This window comes from Bradyrhizobium sp. CER78 (assembly GCF_029846235.1).
GTDB lineage: Bacteria > Pseudomonadota > Alphaproteobacteria > Rhizobiales > Xanthobacteraceae > Bradyrhizobium.
In genome coordinates this window covers 79,404-96,866 of record NZ_JARVWP010000018.1, presented here as the reverse complement: position 1 = coordinate 96,866, position 17,463 = coordinate 79,404, and the positions used below count along the sequence as shown (strand labels likewise).

At 65.6% G+C, this 17,463-nt stretch carries 13 protein-coding genes; 5 read left to right on the top strand and 8 right to left on the bottom strand.

All coding sequences use genetic code 11. The features are described from left to right. Positions 1-25: 25 nt before the first annotated feature. The gene (locus tag QDT69_RS30070; RefSeq protein ID WP_279710089.1) at positions 26-844 is read right to left on the bottom strand and encodes a class I SAM-dependent methyltransferase; all 819 of its coding nucleotides are present in this window, start codon (positions 842-844) and stop codon (positions 26-28) included. After that, complete coding sequence (locus QDT69_RS30065; protein ID WP_279710088.1) at positions 831-1,295, bottom strand: Rrf2 family transcriptional regulator; 465 nt, start codon at positions 1,293-1,295, stop codon at positions 831-833. Before QDT69_RS30065 ends, QDT69_RS30070 begins: the two co-directional genes overlap by 14 nt. A 158-nt stretch (positions 1,296-1,453) precedes the next feature. Here QDT69_RS30065 and QDT69_RS30060 point away from each other — a divergent pair, with 158 nt between their 5' ends. Then, positions 1,454-3,535, top strand: a complete 2,082-nt coding sequence (locus QDT69_RS30060) for a tetratricopeptide repeat protein (protein WP_279710087.1) — start codon at positions 1,454-1,456, stop codon at positions 3,533-3,535. A 7-nt stretch (positions 3,536-3,542) separates the two neighbouring features. Here the strand turns inward: QDT69_RS30060 and QDT69_RS30055 are convergent, their stop codons facing one another. Continuing rightward, entirely contained in the window at positions 3,543-5,276 is a 1,734-nt protein-coding gene (locus QDT69_RS30055) for an ATP-dependent Clp protease adaptor ClpS (protein ID WP_279710085.1), read from the bottom strand. Positions 5,277-5,602: 326 nt separating this feature from the next. On the opposite strand from QDT69_RS30055, the gene QDT69_RS30050 reads away from it, so the two are divergent. The 3 genes from QDT69_RS30050 to QDT69_RS30040 all read left to right on the top strand — a co-directional run bounded on the left by QDT69_RS30050 (position 5,603) and on the right by QDT69_RS30040 (position 10,101). Beyond that, a complete protein-coding gene (locus tag QDT69_RS30050) occupies positions 5,603-7,960 on the top strand; it encodes a mechanosensitive ion channel domain-containing protein (RefSeq protein ID WP_279710084.1) in 2,358 nt (785 codons plus the stop codon). A 406-nt stretch (positions 7,961-8,366) separates the two neighbouring features. Further along, positions 8,367-9,467: an LLM class flavin-dependent oxidoreductase gene (locus tag QDT69_RS30045; protein ID WP_279710083.1), complete on the top strand. Its 1,101-nt coding sequence runs from the start codon at positions 8,367-8,369 to the stop codon at positions 9,465-9,467. 79 nt (positions 9,468-9,546) lie between these two features. Beyond that, positions 9,547-10,101 (top strand): flavin reductase family protein, encoded by a 555-nt coding sequence (locus QDT69_RS30040; protein WP_279710082.1) that lies wholly within the window; start codon positions 9,547-9,549, stop codon positions 10,099-10,101. A 258-nt stretch (positions 10,102-10,359) separates the two neighbouring features. On the opposite strand, the gene QDT69_RS30035 is transcribed toward QDT69_RS30040, so the two are convergent. Continuing rightward, a complete protein-coding gene (locus QDT69_RS30035) occupies positions 10,360-10,836 on the bottom strand; it encodes a hypothetical protein (protein WP_279710081.1) in 477 nt (158 codons plus the stop codon). 450 nt (positions 10,837-11,286) lie between these two features. On the opposite strand from QDT69_RS30035, the gene QDT69_RS30030 reads away from it, so the two are divergent. Further along, positions 11,287-12,042, top strand: a complete 756-nt coding sequence (locus QDT69_RS30030; protein WP_279710080.1) for an SDR family oxidoreductase — start codon at positions 11,287-11,289, stop codon at positions 12,040-12,042. Positions 12,043-12,051: 9 nt separating this feature from the next. Here the strand turns inward: QDT69_RS30030 and QDT69_RS30025 are convergent, their stop codons facing one another. From QDT69_RS30025 to QDT69_RS30010, 4 genes are all read right to left on the bottom strand, one after another. Continuing rightward, positions 12,052-14,037 carry a hypothetical protein gene (locus tag QDT69_RS30025; RefSeq protein WP_279710079.1) on the bottom strand — a complete coding sequence of 662 codons (1,986 nt, stop codon included), beginning with the start codon at positions 14,035-14,037 and terminating at the stop codon, positions 12,052-12,054. An 81-nt stretch (positions 14,038-14,118) separates the two neighbouring features. After that, the gene (locus QDT69_RS30020; protein WP_279710078.1) at positions 14,119-15,981 is read right to left on the bottom strand and encodes a sigma-54-dependent Fis family transcriptional regulator; all 1,863 of its coding nucleotides are present in this window, start codon (positions 15,979-15,981) and stop codon (positions 14,119-14,121) included. Positions 15,982-16,121: 140 nt separating this feature from the next. Further along, complete coding sequence (locus QDT69_RS30015) at positions 16,122-16,268, bottom strand: adenylate/guanylate cyclase domain-containing protein (RefSeq protein ID WP_279710077.1); 147 nt, start codon at positions 16,266-16,268, stop codon at positions 16,122-16,124. Next, complete coding sequence (locus QDT69_RS30010; protein WP_279710076.1) at positions 16,258-17,388, bottom strand: adenylate/guanylate cyclase domain-containing protein; 1,131 nt, start codon at positions 17,386-17,388, stop codon at positions 16,258-16,260. The genes QDT69_RS30015 and QDT69_RS30010 overlap by 11 nt, the downstream gene beginning before the upstream one ends. Between the last annotated feature and the right edge of the window lie 75 nt (positions 17,389-17,463).

Below are 17,463 nucleotides of genomic sequence, written 5' to 3'. Positions count from 1 at the left end.
GATCAGGCATGGATGGTGCGCGCGGCTACGGCCGCAGCGCCGTTGCGATCAGCGCGGTCGAGGGAATTGCGAAGATGTCGCCGACCCGTCTGCTGTCGATCTCGGCTCGGAAGGTGCGGGCGACTGCGGCGCTCTTGTCCGCATCGAGCCCGCTCCAATGCGGCATGAACTCGAACAGTTTGTCGACGTCGCCGGGATTGGCGACATTGAGTTTGAAGTCGTGGGTGATCTCGGCGACGACAGGCTCGGAGAAGCCGGCGGCGATGACCGCCGCAGCAAAGCGGCCGGGATCGGCGAGCTCGGCGAGGCCCGTGCAGGGCATCGGCGTGATATTGTCGGGATAGAGCCGGCGGATGATCTGCGACAGCAGGAGATGCACGGCGGCGCCGTCAGCGCTTTTCCAGACCGCAATCGCCGCCGATCCGCCTGATCGCGTCACCCGCGCCATCTCGCGCAATCCGGCGCGCCAGTCCGGAAACAGCATGACGCCGAACACCGACACTGCCGCATCGAAGGCGGCATCCGGCAGATCGAGCGCTTGGCCGTCCATCTGCCGTGCCTCGATATTTGGAAGGCCGTGCGCGCGGACCCGCGCCACCATGCCGGCGGAGAAGTCGATCGCGGTGACCGCAGCCCCGGTGCGGGCGGCGGCGAGCGCCGCGGCGCCCGTGCCGGTGGCAACGTCGAGCACTTTCGATGATGGACCGATTGGGAGCGTTGCGACCGCGGCGTCGGCGAACAGCGTCGTGAACGGCTGCGACTGCGCTTCATAGGCGGTGACCATCTTGTCCCAATGCGCGGGATCGTTGTACGGCAACGGTTTCGCCTGCTCACTTGACAGCATGAATCTGGTCCTCGAGGCTTTGTTTGTGTTTGGCGAGGCGGCGCTTGAAATCCTTCGCGAGCGCATCGAGCGTCACCGCGCCGAGCCGCTTCAGGAACAGCGCCTCGACCTCGCGAAAAGTGTCGCCGAGCGCGTCGTTGACGGCCTGTTCGACCAGGCAGCCGGGATTCTCCGAGCGATGACCCATCGCGACGATGGTGGGCGCGCCGACCGCGCGATAGATGTCCGCGAGGTTGATGTCCGCCGGATCGCGCGTCAGCGTCCAGCCGCCGCCATGGCCCTTCTCCGAATGCACCAGGCCTTGCTCGCGCAGCCCAGCCATCACGCGGCGCACCACCACCGGGTTGGTCGCCATCGCCTGGGCGAGTTGCTCCGACGTGACCGGCTCGCCCGCTCCGATCATGTGGAGCAGGCCATGCAGGACGCTGGACAGGCGGCTATCGCGTATCATGTAACTTCATATGTTACATGATGGGCGAGGCGTCAAGGGGCAGGATGGAAGGCCGCGATCTGATATTCGCGTGCCGGATTTGGCGGCGCCGCGCGTTTAATCCCCATCGGGGTCTTGAAGGCGGGGGCGGTATCGTGGGCAAGGTGGCGATTGATCGGATGTTGCTGGATGCGGTGGCGCATTATGGTGCCGGCCGCGCGACGGAGGCCGGCACGCTGTGCGGCGACATCCTCAGCGCCGATCCCGACCACGTTCCGGCGCTGCACCTGTCCGCCGTTATCGCCTTCGTGACCGATCGCGCGGCCGAAGGCGCGGTGCTGCTGAACCGGGTGTTCAGCCTCGATCCGCAGCATGGACCGGCGTTCGGCACGCTCGGCGATGCGCTCGCCGTGAAGGGCGAGCATGAAGGCGCGGTGGCGGCGTTCCAGCGCGGCGTGACGCTGCGGCCAAAGGATGCCGGCCTGCACATCAAGCTCGGCGTTGCGTTGTGCGATCTGTCGCGCTTCGACGAGGCCGAGGCGGCGTTTCGCCGCGCGATCGCGCTCGATGGCAACCTGACGCGGGCGCGGTTCAACCTCGCCGTTGCCTTGGCCGGGCAGCAGCGGCCGGTCGAGGCGGAGCAGGCTTATCGCGAGGTGATCGCGCGCGATCCGGCCTATCGCGGCGTCTGGCTCAATCTCGGCAATGCGCTGGCCGATCAAAAGAAGCACGACGCCGCCGCCACTGCCTATCGCCGCGGGCTCAGCGTGGATTCCGACTGTCCCGGGCTGCATTGCGGCCTTGGCGCTGCGCTTTATCGCCTCGGCCGGCTCGAGGACGCGATCCTGCACTATCGCCGTGCGACGGCGCTCGATCCCGGCAACCTCGCGCCGCAGCGCCTGCTTGCCATGGTGCTGCACGAACTCGGCGAGCGCGAGCAGGCGGTCCGCATTTATCGCCAGGTCTCGGCCCCCGATCCCTCCGATCACGTCATCCTCAACAATCTCGGCGCCTGCCTGTTCGAGCTCGGGCAAGTCGACGAGGCCATCGCCTGCGCCGAGCTCGCGCTGGCGCTCAAGCCGGACTATGCCGCCGCGCATACCAATCTCGGGATCATCTTTGAGGCGCAGAACCTGGTGGAGGCCGCGGTCGCGGCGCATCGGCGCGCCATCGAGATCGACCCATGCTATGCCAAGGGGCACGCCAATCTGGCGGTCGCGCTGCGCAATGCCGGCGAGATCGACGCCGCGCTGGTGGCCTCGCGGCGGGCTATCGCGCTCGATCCCGACCAGCCGCTGGCGCATTACAACCACGCGCATTTCCTGCTGATGAACGGCGAATTCGAGGAAGGCTTCGAGGAGTATCAGTGGCGCCGCAAGACCAAGATGCTCAGTGAAGGCGATCCGGTGTTCGACGAGCCGGAATGGCAGGGCGAGCCGCTGGCGGGACGCACGTTGCTGCTGTTCGCCGAATACGGGCTCGGCGATGCCATCAATTTCGTCCGCTATGTGCCGATGCTGGTGGGCAGAGGCGGCCGAATCCTTCTGCAGGTGCAGCCGGCGCTGGTCGCGCTGCTGCGGCCGATGCTGCCCGGCGTCGTGGTGTTTGCCCGCGGCGAGACGTTGCCGCCGTTCGACCTGCAATTGCCGCTGCTCAGCCTGCCGCGGTTCTTCCGCACCACCGTCGAGACCATTCCCGCGGCGACATCCTATCTGCAGGCGGACGCGGCCAAGCTTGCGCGCTGGCGCGAGGCGCTCAGCGGCGTGTCCGCGTTGAAGGTCGGCGTGGTCTGGACCGGCAATCCCAGGCACAAGGGCGACCGTCAGCGCTCGCTGCCGGCCGACGCCGTGCTGCCGCGGCTGGTTACGCCTGGCGTCCAGCTCTACAGCCTGCAGAAGGAGTTGCGGCCGGACGATGCTCCGGTGCTGCGACGCCTTGCTGCCGACATCGTCGATCTCGCGCCGACGCTCGGCGATTTTGCCGACACCGCGGCGGCAGTCTGCGCGCTCGACCTCGTCATTGCCGTCGACACCTCGGTGGCGCATCTTGCCGGCGCGCTGGGACGCCCGGTCTGGATGCTGTGTCCCTATGCGCTCGACTGGCGCTGGCTGCGCGATCGCGCCGACACGCCCTGGTATCCGACCATGCGGCTGTTCCGCCAGGACAGGCCGCAGGCCTGGGATCGCGTGCTAGCGCGGATGTCCGACGAACTCGCACGCGTCGCCGCCGGCGAGCGCGAGTTGCTGCTGCCGGCGCGGTGATCCGTTATCACCCCGCGCTCATTCCGTGCGCGCCGCCGAGCAGCTTCACGTTAAGCCGGCCGCCGTCGAACAGCATCTCGTTGAGCGCGCTGTCGATGTCTTCAGCGGTGACATCCTGGCCGCCCCCGCGTGCGATGCTCGCCTGGGCGATACGGCGCATCAGCTCCTTGATGAAGGCAGCGCTGACGCCTGCGGTGCGCTGCACCGCTGCATCGACGACAGGCGGTTCGAGCGGCAGGCCACGGCCGTAGAGCCGGATCAGCTTGCCGCGCCCGGTCTCGTCGGGCAGCGGCACCTCGATCGCCTGGTCGATGCGGCCGGGCCGGCCAGCGAGCGCGCCCTCCAGCTCTTCGGGGCGGTTGGTGGTCAGCACGAACAGGATGTCGCAATCTTCCTTCAGGCCGTCCATCTCGTTGAGCAGCTTGTTGAGCAGGGATTCTTCGCACGGTCCGCCCATGTCCTCGCGGTCGCGCGCGATCAAATCGACGTCCTCGATCACGACCATCGTCGGCTGCAGCAGCCGCGCCAGGCTCATATAGGCGCCGAGCAACCCGACCTGCTCGGCGGTGATGATCAGCGTGGTGTGGCCAGGCAGGTTGGTGGCGAGATAGCGAATGGTGTGGGTCTTGCCGGTGCCGGGTGGCCCGTAGAGCAGGATGCCCTTGCGGGTCGATTGGCCGAGCTTGCGCAGCAGGTCGCGGCTTTCGGCGAAGTCGAGCACGTTGCGGTCGAGCAGCCGCAGCGTCCGTTCCGGCAGGATCACGTCATCGCGCGCGACCGTCGGCAGGCGATGCACGGTCAGGCCACGCGAACGCCCGCGATAATTGGCGCCATCCTCCAGCGACAGGATCTTGCCGCGATAGGAGCGCGCCGCATGCACGGCAGCTTCCAGCTCGGCGAAAATGCGCTGCACGAATGCGTTGCCGGCCGCGCCGGCAGGCAACGCAAGCTCTATGCGCAGCGAGGGCTCGTGATTGTATTCGCGATAGAAAGTCAGCAACACGGCGTAGCGCAGTTCGCTGGTTCGGCACAGCCATAGTCCATTGGCGAGACATTTCACCGGCTCGGCCTCGCCGATATCGACGTCGCGATATTGCGGCGGCGCGATCGCAGGTGCATTGCGGCCAGCTTTCATCAGCGCCGCGAAGTCGAGCGTCTCGTAGCGATATTCTTCATGGATGCCGAAGAAGTGGATTGGATCTGTGAACAGCTTGTCGATCGCGACCTGAACGTCGGCGCGCATATGGCCCGGAAATTGTCGCGCCCGCGTCACGATCAGATTGCGCGGCACGCCGGCGAAATGCCAGTCGAGCGCAACGTAAGCGGAGCGAAACGTCTCGCCCGGCAAGTCTTCCGAGCTGCGGCGTGCCGCGAGCAGGCAATCGCTGCATAGCGATGCAGTCGTCGTACCGGGGATCAGAATCTCCGTCACGGCCCTTGGAGCTTCGCAGAGATCACAGGGGCGGCTGGCGTCGGCGGATTCGGTGGTGATCATCAGCGGCTGGCCGTTGGAACGGATCAGCCACTTCGCCGAGTTGAAGATGGCCCGTGCGACCGGTCCCGGATAGGGGCCGCAGGGAATAGCGCCATTGGCCTCGATCAAGGCGGCGCAGGCCACGGCTTCCTGCTCGGATTTCCCGAACACCGTACGCAACAGATCCTGCACGAATTCCAGCGGGGTATCATCGTCGTCGTGAATGAAGAGCCGGACCGGACCGTCGTCGCTGAACACGTCGTGCATGATCACCTCGAAACGCAATCGGAACCAAAGAACAAAATGAGAACATCATGGCCGCCGGCCTGCGTCAAGCGAAAGATTCCGCGGCCTCATCCCTGACGTGTGGTGCGTCGATCGGCCGGCGCAGCCGGGGAACGCGCTGGATGCGTAAACGCCGCTCAACACTTGTGACGATCGTGTTGCGGGAAATGCCAAAACATGGCCGCTGCAACGGCAAACTTCCGACACATCATCGGGGCGAAAAGGGGTAATCCGACATGGCGCGAGCGCGAGAGCTGATTCCTTGCAGGGATGAGCCGTCGCGCAATGACTTTTAATAAGAGGCCCTCGTGTCGCACATATTTCGTTTTGCGATCCTTCTCGTCCTCACCCTGTTCGTCTCTCCCGCGCTTGCGCAGCCGGCCGCCAAGCCGACGCCGCCGCAACCCAGTACCAGCGACAATCTGACGCCGGAACAGGCGAAGCGCGCGCTCGAGACGCTGCAGGACGACAAAAAGCGCGGCGAGATCATCAACACGCTGCGCGCCATCGCCAAGGCCTCGCCGCAGGCTGCTGCCCAGCCGGCGGCTGCGGAGCCGGCGCCCGAACAGCATTCGCCGATCCCGCTCACGGCCGACAGTCTCGGCGCGCAGCTCCTGCTGATGGTCTCGGAACAGGTCGGCGAGATGTCGCGCGAGGTCGCCGACGTCGCGCGCACGCTGACGAACTTCCCGTCATTTTACTATTGGTTCCTGCGCACCGCCAACGATCCAGCTGCATATGGCCTTTTGATCGATATCGCCTGGAAGCTGGCGCTGGTGTTCGGCTGCGCGCTGGTTGTCGAGTGGGTGGTGTTCCGTCTCATCAAGCGGCCGGTCGCGTTCCTGGAAGCGCGGCTGCCGCAGACCGCGCGGCTGCCGGCGCAGGCGCTCACCAGCGCCGATCCGCCGTCATCGGTCACCGACGTCACGCCGGAGCCCGAGTTGCATCGCCGCCGGCTCAGCCTGGCGCGGGTCTGGCAGTCGGTGATCCGGCTGCCTTTCGTGCTCGGCCGCCTGCTGCTCGAGCTGTTGCCGGTGGTGGTCTTTGTCAGCGTCGCCACCGCGCTGCTCGGCACCGAGATCGGCAATCAGTCGACCACGCGGCTCGTGATCCTCGCCGTCGTCAATGCCTACGCGTTCTCGCGGGCGCTGATCTGCGCGGTGCGCGGGCTCGCCGGTCCCTTCGGCCTGTTCCGCGTCCGTGCCGAGACCGCGGCCTATATCGAGATCTGGGCGCGGCGCATCGTTGCCGTGGGGGTCTCCGGTATCGCTTTCGCCAACGTCGCGCTGCTGCTCGGACTGCATCGCGCCGGCTATGCCGCGCTGATCCGGCTGGTGATGCTGGTCGTGCATCTGTTCGTCGTGGTCATCATCCTGCAGTGCCGCCGCCAGGTCGCTGAATTCATCCGCGCGCCGGCCGATCGCACCGGCCTTGCGGCGCGGACGCGCAACCGCCTCGCGGCGCTCTGGCATGTGCTGGCGATCGCGCTCGACCTCGCGCTGTGGGCAGTGTGGGCGCTCAATATCCGCAACGGCTATTCGCTGCTGCTGCAATATTTCGTCGGCACCATCGCGGTACTGCTGGTCACGCGGCTCGTCACCATGGTGGTGCTCAGCCTGATCGACCGCGGCTTCCGCATCAGCCCGGAGCTGATCCAGCGTTTCCCGGGGCTGGAGACGCGGGCCAACCGCTATCTGCCGCTGCTGCGCAAGGTGGTCACGACGGTGATCGCGCTGATCGGCTTCGTCGCGCTGCTCGAGGTCTGGGGCGTCGATGCCATCGTCTGGTTCTATGGCGGCCAGATCGGCTCCCGCCTGATCTCGGCGCTGGTGACGATCGGCATCGCCGCGTTCGCTGCGGCCGTGATCTGGGAGGTCGCCAATGCGCTGATGGACCGCCAGATCGACACGCTGTCGCGCGAGGGCCATTACGCCCGCGCCGCACGCCTGCGCACCTTCCAGCCGATGCTGCGCACCGCGCTGTTCTGCATGATCGTCGCGGTGGTCGGGCTCACCGCGCTCAGCGAGATCGGCGTCAATGTCGCGCCGCTGCTCGCCGGCGCCGGCATCGTCGGCATCGCGATCGGCTTCGGTTCGCAGAAGCTGGTGCAGGACCTGATCACCGGGCTGTTCCTCCTGATCGAGAACACCGTGCAGGTCGGCGACACCGTCACGGTGTCGGGCCTCTCGGGCGTGGTCGAGAACGTCTCGATCCGCACAATGCGGCTGCGCGCCGGCGACGGCTCGGTGCATGTCGTGCCGTTCAGCGCGGTGACCACGATCACCAATTCCAGCCGCGGCGCCGGAAATGCCGCGGTCAGCGTCAACGTGTCCTACAAGGAGGACACCGACCGCGCCGGCGAGGTGCTGAAGGACATCGTCGCGCAGATGCGCCAGGAGACGGCGTATCGCGCATTCATCCGCGGCGACCTCGAATTGTGGGGCGTCGACAAGGTCGACGGCTCCGTTGTGACCATCGTCGGCCAGATACGCTGCACCGATAGCGGCCGCTGGTCGGTGCAGCGCGAGTTCAATCGCCGCATGAAGCGCCGCTTCCAGGAAGAGGGCATCGAGATCGCCTCGATGGGCCAGACCATCCTGATGCAGCTCCCGCCGCCCTCCGAGCCTGATAGCAACAACGCGATGCCGCGCCGCGCGGCGGGTTAAACCGCGGACTGGCTTTCACCTCTCCCGTTTGCGGGGAGGTCGGATCGCATCGCAGATGCGATCCGGGTGGGGGCTCTTTCCACGATGTGACGCGCCGAGATACCCCCAGTCCAACCCTCCCCCGCAAGCGGGAGAGGGGGGTGCAGTCTTTCTGCGGCGGCCGCTCCGACTGATCTCAATTCACTGCGCCGGATACGCGTCTCACGGTTGCGACACGTCTTGCGACAGTGAGACGGCGAAAGACGCTCCAGGGCCCGCGGCCAAGCTCGCACGCCGCCGAAACACCGCCTTTCGCTTCCCTTCCTGCGATTTCCACGCTGGCACAGCGCTTGCTGAACGCATCAACGAATGCGCGGCAAGACGCATTGCATGACTGAACCGCAAAGCCAGAAGGAAGGAAACGCATATGGAGCTTGGCTACTTCACCATGCCCTCGCACCCGCCGGAGTGCGGATTGAAAGAGGGCCACGACTGGGACCTGCAGACGCTGCGCTGGCTCGACGAGCTCGGCTATCAGGAAGCCTGGATCGGCGAGCATCACACCGCGCCCTGGGAGCCGCATCCGTCGCCCGATCTGTTGGTGGCGCAGGCGCTGCTGCAGACCAAGAACATCCGCATCGGGCCCGGCGGCTTCCTGCTGCCGTATCATCATCCGGCCGAGCTCGCGAACCGCGTTGCGATGCTCGACCATCTCTCCAACGGGCGGCTCAATTTCGGCGTCGCGGCCTCGGGCCTGCCGAGCGACTGGGCGATGTTCAACGTCGACGGCATGTCGGGCCAGAACCGCGACATGACCCGCGAGGCGCTCGAGATCATCCTGAAGATGTGGTCCGAGCCCGGACCCTGGACGCACAAGGGCAAGTACTGGACGGTGAGCAAGCCGGACACGATGTTCGACTTCCTCAAGCCGCACATCAAGCCGCTGCAGGGCCCGCACCCGCCGATCGGCGTCGCCGGCCTGTCGAAGAACTCGGACACCTTGAAGCTTGCCGGCGAACGCGGCTTCATTCCGATGAGCCTCAACCTCAACCCGGCCTATGTCGGCAGCCACTGGGACTCGGTGGAAGCAGGCGCCGCCAAGACCGGCCGCAAGCCGAGCCGCAGGGATTGGCGGCTGGTGCGCGAGGTGTTCGTGGCCGATACCGACGAAGAGGCGTGGAAGCTCTCGACCGGCGACATGATGGGTCGGATGATGGGCGAGTACTTCCTGCCGCTGCTCGGCCATTTCGGCTTCAAGGACTATCTGAAGCACGCCCCCGACGTGCCCGACAGCGACGTCACCGTCGAATATTGCGCGCGCCGGAATTGGATCGTCGGCTCGCCCAAGACGGTCACCGAGAAGATCGAGCAGATCTACCGGGAGGTCGGCGGCTTCGGCGTGCTCTGCGTGTTCGGCTTCGACTACAAGCACAAGCCGGAAGCCTGGCGGCACTCGCTGGACCTGCTCAAGAACGAGGTGATGCCGCGGCTCAAGCATCTCGGCGCCGAGTTCGAGAAGGCTGCATGACAGCTGCGCGGGGTGCGGGGCTTGCCTCGCACCCCGCCTCGCATATCTTAAACGGAGTGCTTCCATGAGGTTTTGCGGCATGACGGTCGACGCACAGAGTTTCAAGCAGGCGATGCGCCATTGCGCGGGCGCGGTCGCACTGGTGACGGTCGGCCGCGAGCCGGGGCAGCGCACCGGCCTGACGGTGACCTCGGCCTGCTCGCTGTCGGACAATCCGCCGTCGGTGCTGGTCTGCGTTAACCGTAATGCCAGCGCGCATGAACGCATTCGCGCGGAGCGCCATTTCGTCATCAACTTCCTGAACGAGGAGCACGCGCTGCTGGCGCTGACCTTCTCGGGCCAGAAGGGCGTCAACGGCGACGACCGTTTTGCGTTCGGACGCTGGACCACCGGTGCGACCGGCGCCCCGGTGTTGGAGGATGCGGTGGCGGCGTTCGACTGCGTCTTGGCGCAGGAGCTCGAGACCAAGACCCATTCGATCTTCATCGGCGAGGTCCAGCATGTCCGGGCCGCGACAACGGTCGATCCGCTGATCTATCTGCGCTCGGGCTTCCAGAGCGTGCGCAACATCCATGATCCGATCACGCTCGGCGACGTCGACGCGCGCCGCGTCAGCTGGAACGAGTTTTCCTGAAACGCACGGTGTGCCGACATCAGCAGGGTGGATGCCCCAGGCGCCCGATCCTGCCTCGATCCGCTTGGGCGCTGTCGAAAGCATCGCCGTTGGAGACGCAATGCTGATCACGCTGGCGCTGCGCTTCGTCACATCGCCAGATTTTAGAGAGGGCAAGGACTTCCGCCGGCCAACAGGCTTGGTCCGCCTCACACCGCTCTTCATGGGATGAGCCAGGCATGGCAGCGGGCCGCCAGAGGCGGCTGCGGCGCTACGCGGCTATGCGCCGGGCGTTTTCACGACCAGCTTGATGTTCAGGAGATTGACCCCCTTGAACGGGTTCGGCGCGCTTTCGATCGTTCCCGTGCCTGTGGCGTTCGCATAGGCGCCCGTGCCCGAAAGGATCGTGTATTCGCCACTTGATTTTCCGTCCTTGACCGCGCCGGTATAACGCGCCGTGATCGACCCCTCCTCGAACGTGTAGGTGCTGTATCCGTAATAGGGGCCAGAGCCCTTCAGCATGTCTCCGGAATGGACGAACTCTTTCACTCCGATGCGGCCATCATTGAAGACGGCGACACCAAAGAACTTGCCGGAGACGACCGTCTGCCCCTCGACGTTTGCTGCCTCGATGACCTTGACGTCGATCGGCTTGGTGACGAGCTTGAACTCGAGCACCTTCTCACCGGCTACGGCGGTTGACGCTGCAACGACGATTGCCACGCTGGAAACGAAAAAGGTGATGAAATTCCGCATCGACTCCTCCTGCGTTTGCTGAAATCAAATCAAGGAGTGCACAGCGGGCTGTACGTCATGCCCAGCATTTGCGTTGCAGCACGAAAGAAAGTCCGCGGTGATATCCCGGCAGCGGATGAAGCTTTCGGTACCCCCGCACGCTGGCTGGTACGCACGCATTAGTCTACGCGATGGAAAAAAGGTTCAGCAGGGGTAGCTCGCCAGCGGCCCGTGCCCATCCGATGGGAGGTTCCGCGACGTCAGACGGCCCGTAGCATGCTATAGAGTGGTTGGGCGCGATGGAGCGATCGATGGGGTAACGCGAACTCGCCAATCCCTCTCCCCGCAGCCGTGGTCTGCCCGCGCTGCAATCGTCGAACCTTCTGCGGATCGACGTACCCATGACGATTACTGCCGGCAAATCCGGCAAGCGTGTCTTAGGAAACCTCGTCTCGACAAGGAGGATCATCCATGAAGATCGTTGTGATCGGCGGCACCGGACTGATCGGCGCCAGGACCGTTGCCATTCTGCGGCAGGGTGGCCATGACGTCGTCGCCGCCTCGCCCAAGAACGGCGTCAACACCCTCACCGGAGAGGGATTGGAGCAGGCCTTGGCCGGCGCGGCTGTCGTGATCGACCTCGCCAACTCGCCGTCGTTCGAGGACAAGGCGGTGATGGAGTTCTTCGAGACTTCCGGCCGCAACCTGCTGGCGGCGGAGAAGCCGGCCGGCGTCACGCACCATGTCGCGCTCTCGATCGTCGGCACCGACCGCACGCCCGAGAATGGCTACTTCCGCGCCAAGGTTGCCCAGGAGAAACTGATCGAGGCGGCCGGCATTCCCTACACCATCATCCGCGCGACGCAGTTCATGGAATTCGTCGGGGCGATCGCCGATGCCGGTGCGGTTGGCAACACGATCAGGCTCTCGCCGGGCCTGTTCCAGCCGATCGCGGCGGAGGATGTGTCCGCGCTTGTTGCCGATATCGCGCTCGAGCCGCCGCGCGACGGCATCGTCGAGATCGCAGGACCGGACCGTGCCCCGTTCGACGAAATCGTGGCCCGCTACCTGAAGGCAAAAGGCGACCGGCGCGAGGTGGTGCGCGACCCTGACGCGCTCTACTGGGGCGGCCGGGTCGAGGAGCATTCGCTGGTGCCGCTGGGCGAGGCGCGCATCGGCCGCATCGACCTCAACGAATGGCTGCGCCGCTCGCGGCCGGCAGCCTGATGGCATCAGTTATTTGAGCCACACCAGCAGCGGGACGGGCGCGCGGCCTTCGCAGGACAGTGTGCCCTCGTAATTGTGCGCCTTGCGGGCGCTGTAGGTGCAGGGCGCGCCATCCAGCACCAGTTCGGCCGTGACCTGTGAATCCGCACCCGCGAGATGCAGCTTGATCTCGCCGGCGCGTTCCTCCGGTCCATCCTGCGTGCAGATTCCGACATGCTTCATCTTCAGCGGTCCGGAGAATTGCCTGGGTGTGCCCGGTGCGCTTTCGGTGAGATGTCCGGTCAGCTCCCATTCGCCGAGCACGCCGGCCTGACCGAGGATCTCCATCGCGCCGGCCGCCGGCACGTGGCAAAGCCATAGCGCGACGGCACCGAGCGAGACCGCCGCACCGTTGCGCCATGGTGTCCGTCGCATCACAGCTTGCTTCCGGTTGTCTGTCGCAATTCGATCAGCTCTGGCCGCGACAAATGCATCCGCGGTGAGCCGGGCGATCTGATCAGCGCAGTCCTTCGTCTTGGCCTGGTCGCCGGCCGCTTTCGCGCTCTTGATCATCCCGACATAGGCCGCCAGCCGGTTGGGCTCCTTCTTGAGCACGGCCTCATAGGCGGCAAGCGCCTCCTTGGCCATGCCGCGATCGAGCAGCATCGCCGCGTAGAGTTCGCGCGCCGGCGCCAGCGGTCCCGGGGTGACGGGATGCTTCTCGGTCTTGTCTTCCGCTTCCGCAGCGGTGTTCATCGCGCTGAGTGCCTCGTCATATTTGGCTTCGGCGTGCAGCACCCAGGCGCTCGCGATCTGCTGCTGGATGTCGACGATGTTGGACCAATAAGCGTCCTTGGCATCCTTGAGCTTGTCGCGCAGCTCGACCAGCTTGACGATATCGGGCTTGGCGGCCGCCGGATCACCGGAGCGCGCAGCGCCGACCGCCCGTGCAAAGTAAGTGATGGCGTCCGCATAGGCATATTTGGTCGGATGCACTTCAAGCGCGGCGGCTCCCTTCCAGTCGCTGCGCTCGAAGACATAGCGGGCCTGGCTTGCCGCGACCGCGAACGGACCGGCGAACCGGTCCTGCTTGAACTGGAGCTTGCCGAGCTCGTCAACCACCGCCCGCGCCTCCTTGTCCTGGCCGAGCTGGAGATAGGCATAGACCAGATAGTCCATCGCGTGCGCCTGGTCCTGCTGCTCGCCGTCTTCCTTGGCGATCCGCGCGGATTGCTTGTTCGAGGCGATCGACTCCTTCCAGTAGCCGACGCGCGTGAAGATGTGCGACGGCATGTGCTGGGCATGTGGCGCGCGCTCGGCGATCTTGGCATAGCGCATCGCCGCGGGGAGGCCCTTCTCCGCGAGCGCCGGGTAGTCGTAGAGATGAATCAGATAATGCGCGATGCCGGGGTGCTCAGGCTGGCGCTTGAAGATCGGATCGAGCAGCGCCGCGCCCTTCAGCTGGTTGGCGTAGGTCTTGTCACTGGGGGACGCCGCGACATTGAGCGTGATCGCATAGGCGATCTGCGCCTCGTCATCGTCAGCATAATGCGCCGCGACCTGCTCCTCGGCCGCGAGGAAGCGCTGCACGCGGGTGCGGTGATCGACCTTGTCGTAGTCGACATACATCGCGGCGATCGCATCGATGTAGTCGCGCTCGCGCTGCGAATTCGCACCGAGCGCCTGGCCCTTCTTCACGGCTTCGAGGCCGAGCGGAAGGTTCTCCGGCGGTGGCGGCCCGTGCGGATTGTAGAGATAGCTGAGCGCGATCCCCCAATAGGCGATGGCGCATTGCGGATCGGCCTCCAGCACCTCCTCGAAGGTGCGGCGCGATGCGCTGTACCAGAACGAATGCTGATACAGCATGGCGCGATCGAACAGCTCCTGCGCCTCCGGCTTGCAGGACGTTGTGAAATGAACTTTGCCCAATCGTTGCTCGGTGGAATCCGAGACCGCAGGTTGCGAAATGGTCGCGGCAATGAGGCCAACGACCACAGTGAGGGGAAACCGTGTCATGGGACCCGCTCCGTGGCGTTGAATGAAAGGCGTATGGTAGCAGCTTTCCCGCGTGCCCGGAACAGGAGACGCTGTTCGGATCTAGCTGTCCAGCTCGATCCCTAACGCCTTGATCTTCCGGTACAACGTCGCGCGGCTGAGCCCGAGCGCCTTGGCCGCATCCGTCGCTCTTCCGCCATTGGCGCGCAACGCGTCGGCGATCGCGGCGCGCTCGTTCGCCGCATGATCGGCTGCGCTGCGCGTGGCGAACGGCTGCAGATCGAGGTCGGCCTCGGTGATGACGCCGTTCTCGGCGGTCGCACCGGCCAGGCGCAGCACGTGGCGAAGCTGGCGCATGTTGCCGGGGAACGGATAGGCCATCAGCTGCGTCCAGGCATCCGGTGCGATGCGGCAGTGCGGTGCTTCCTCGTCGGCGATCTGCGCGATCACCTCGCGCCGGTCCGCGCGCTCGCGCAGCGCGGGCAGGCGGATCTCCATGCCGCGCAGCCGGTAATAAAGATCAGAGCGGAAGCTGCCATTCTCGGCCATCCGCGCCAGGTCGCGATGGGTGGCGCTGATCAGGCGGATGTCGACGGCGACAGGCTTCAGCGCGCCAAGCGGCCAGACCTCGCGGTTCTCCAGCACGCGGAGCAGCCGCGTCTGCAGCGCCAGCGGCATGTCGCCGATCTCGTCAAGGAACAGCGTGCCGCCGCTCGCCTGCACGATCAGGCCCTTCGATCCTTCGCGCCGCGCGCCGGTGAAGGCGCCGGCCTCGTAGCCGAACAGCTCGGCGTCGATCAGGCTCTCCGGCATCGCCGCGCAGTTCAGCGCGACGTAGTTGCGGCCGGCGCGATTGCTCGCGGCGTGGATGGCACGCGCGAACACGTCCTTGCCGGCACCGGTCTCGCCATGCAGCAGGATCGGCAGATCGAGATTGCCGACGGTCTTCAGTCGCTTCACGCCCTTGATCAGCACGGGATCGCGGCCGGCCAGCCGGTGCAGGCCGGAAAACTGTCCGGCCGGTGGTTCACGCGGCGGCGCAGGTAATGGACGGGAGACGCGCGCGCGCACCGGTGGCGCGACGCGGCCGCGGCCCCATGGCGTGCCGTCGGCCCGTCGCAGCGTGACCGGATCGTCCGCAGCGCGTGTCGCGCGATCGTCGAGCTGGATCAGGTGCGACAGGTCGATGCCGTCATCGATCATCGCATCGGTCAGGCCGAACACGCCGCGCGCGGTGCGGCAGGCGCCGACGACGCGGCGGTCGTCGTCATAGGCGAGCATGCCGTGCCCGTCGCCGGGCAAGGTCGCAATCCAGGAAGCGCGGTAGCGCCGGCGGAAGAACGACTGCTCGATCCGCCGCGTCGTCTCCGCGGTGACGGCCAGCGCCAGTTCATGCGCGCTGCGGCCGAGATCGCTGCGGCAGGAGGAGATGTTGACGGCGCCCGCGAGCCGGCCGGCATGATCGAACAGCGGCGACACCGCGCAGGTGAACATGTGCCACTGCTCGCGGAAATGCTCGTCGCCATGCACGATGATCGGCCGCTGCTCGGCGAGCGCGGTGCCGAGCCCGTTGGTGCCCTCGAAGGTCTCGGCAAAGTTCGAGCCGGTGTAGATCTTCCATTCCAGGAACATCCGGTCGTAGTCGCCTCCGGGCAGACGGCTCACCAGCATGGTCGCGTTGGGGTCGGCAAGGTTGACGCAATAGCCAGTGTCGTGGAGTACGCGGGCAAGGTCCTCGATTTCCGGGATCGCGACCTGGATCAAATCTTCCATCGGCTCGGCGATGTGCCGGACTTCGGCCTCGGTCAGCGTCTGCGGCGGCCCGCGCCGGGCCGGATCGAGGTTGTGATTGACCACGCAGCGCCGCCAGGACGCGGCAATCCGCGCCTCGGTGTCGACGCCGGCCACCTGATTGGCCGCCGATAAAACACGGGCGACGTGATTTGAGGCCGAAAGATTGGCCATCCAGAGGTCTCCACCCTGTATTTTCCGCGAAGTCTGGCAGGGCGACGGCGAATGTCAATTGGGCGGCGGGGTCGCGGGGTGGGGACCTTGGGAGGGGGCGGGCGCCGCCTCTGAGCGGGAGCGGAATTCGTCAGCGCGCCCTATGCCGGCTTCAGCTTCCAAACCTGTGTCGGTCCCTTGCCTTTGACGTCGATCATCTGCGGCCCATCGAATGAATATTGGTCCATCAGCGCGCGCATCACCGGCTCGGTGACCTGAATCTGACCTGCGGCGCCGTTACTCTCCATCCGGCTCGCCACATTGACGGTATCGCCCCAGACATCGAAGATGAATTTGGACTCGGCCGATCACGCCGGCCGTCACCGGACCGCTATGCATGCCAATCCGGACGGCGAGGGTTCCGCCGTCCGGCGTGCGGACCTTGGTCACCTCGTCCAATATTTCGAGGGCCACCGACATCAGGACCTGCAGATGGTCGTCCCGCGCGTGCGGAACGCCTGACGCAACCATGTAGCAATCGCCGATCGTCTTGATCTTCTCGAGGCCACGGCGCGCGACGATGCGATCAAAGCGCGCGAACAATTCGTTCAGCATGGTCACGAGTGCTGTCGAAGACATGGTGGCCGACAGCGCCGTGAAGCCGACCACGTCGGCAAACAGCAGGCTCGCCTCGCCGTAATCGTCCGCGATGATCGCTTCGCCGTCCAGCTTGCGCGCGGCGATCGAGGGCGGCAGCACGTTGTGCAGCAATGCACGGATCCGGTCCTCGGCCTCAGTCAGGTCGAGTTGGCGCAGCCAGGCGATGCGTTGGGTTCGATCGAGCAGATACGAACCCAGTCCGACCAGCGAGATCGCGGTGCAGAGCCACGTCGCGCTGAAGAATATCTTCAGGGGCGGTTCAGGCCACATGACAGTCACGCTCGCGAAAAACCCCGCGAGGACAAAAGACGCGAACAGCGTGCCCTCCGCAAAGCTGATGACGCCGAAGCTGTAGCAGCACAGAACCTGCACGATCGCGTTTGAAAGCGGAGTATAATACGGCAGAGAAACCGGCGACATCGATGCGAGCACAAGCGACAGGCAGAAGAGGTTGAAGGCGGCCATGGCCGATATGCCGACCTCGACCCATCGCCCGGGCCTCATGGCAAGCGTCACGACAAAGGCCGCAATATTTCCGAGGATGGCAACGATTCTGAGCGCGAGTAGCGATGCGGACGGATCGTGGATCGCGAACTCGTTGAGCAGGGTGAACACTGCCCAGATCCCGGCCGCCAGGGCGTAGATCGTGCGCGTGGCGGCAAACAGGAAGAGCAATTTGGAATCGCGATATTGCCGTTCAAGGTTCGAATCGGCGAAACGGAGCGTCCAAACGTTGACATCGCGTCCGGCCTGCTTGCCGACCGGCAAAGCAGAGCTCCGAAATACTGCCATTCCTCAGCGCCTCCCCCAGGCGGTCATAAGACCATGCCGCCTCCGGTCCAT

Coding starts and splice junctions, on each gene's coding strand:
- QDT69_RS30070 (WP_279710089.1), bottom strand. CDS start 844: ATGCTGTCAAGTGAGCAGGCGAAACCGTTGCCGTACAACGATCCCGCG.
- QDT69_RS30065 (WP_279710088.1), bottom strand. CDS start 1,295: ATGATACGCGATAGCCGCCTGTCCAGCGTCCTGCATGGCCTGCTCCAC.
- QDT69_RS30060 (WP_279710087.1), top strand. CDS start 1,454: ATGTTGCTGGATGCGGTGGCGCATTATGGTGCCGGCCGCGCGACGGAG.
- QDT69_RS30055 (WP_279710085.1), bottom strand. CDS start 5,276: ATGCACGACGTGTTCAGCGACGACGGTCCGGTCCGGCTCTTCATTCAC.
- QDT69_RS30045 (WP_279710083.1), top strand. CDS start 8,367: ATGGAGCTTGGCTACTTCACCATGCCCTCGCACCCGCCGGAGTGCGGA.
- QDT69_RS30040 (WP_279710082.1), top strand. CDS start 9,547: ATGACGGTCGACGCACAGAGTTTCAAGCAGGCGATGCGCCATTGCGCG.
- QDT69_RS30035 (WP_279710081.1), bottom strand. CDS start 10,836: ATGCGGAATTTCATCACCTTTTTCGTTTCCAGCGTGGCAATCGTCGTT.
- QDT69_RS30030 (WP_279710080.1), top strand. CDS start 11,287: ATGAAGATCGTTGTGATCGGCGGCACCGGACTGATCGGCGCCAGGACC.
- QDT69_RS30025 (WP_279710079.1), bottom strand. CDS start 14,037: ATGACACGGTTTCCCCTCACTGTGGTCGTTGGCCTCATTGCCGCGACC.
- QDT69_RS30020 (WP_279710078.1), bottom strand. CDS start 15,981: ATGGCCAATCTTTCGGCCTCAAATCACGTCGCCCGTGTTTTATCGGCG.
- QDT69_RS30015 (WP_279710077.1), bottom strand. CDS start 16,268: ATGGAGAGTAACGGCGCCGCAGGTCAGATTCAGGTCACCGAGCCGGTG.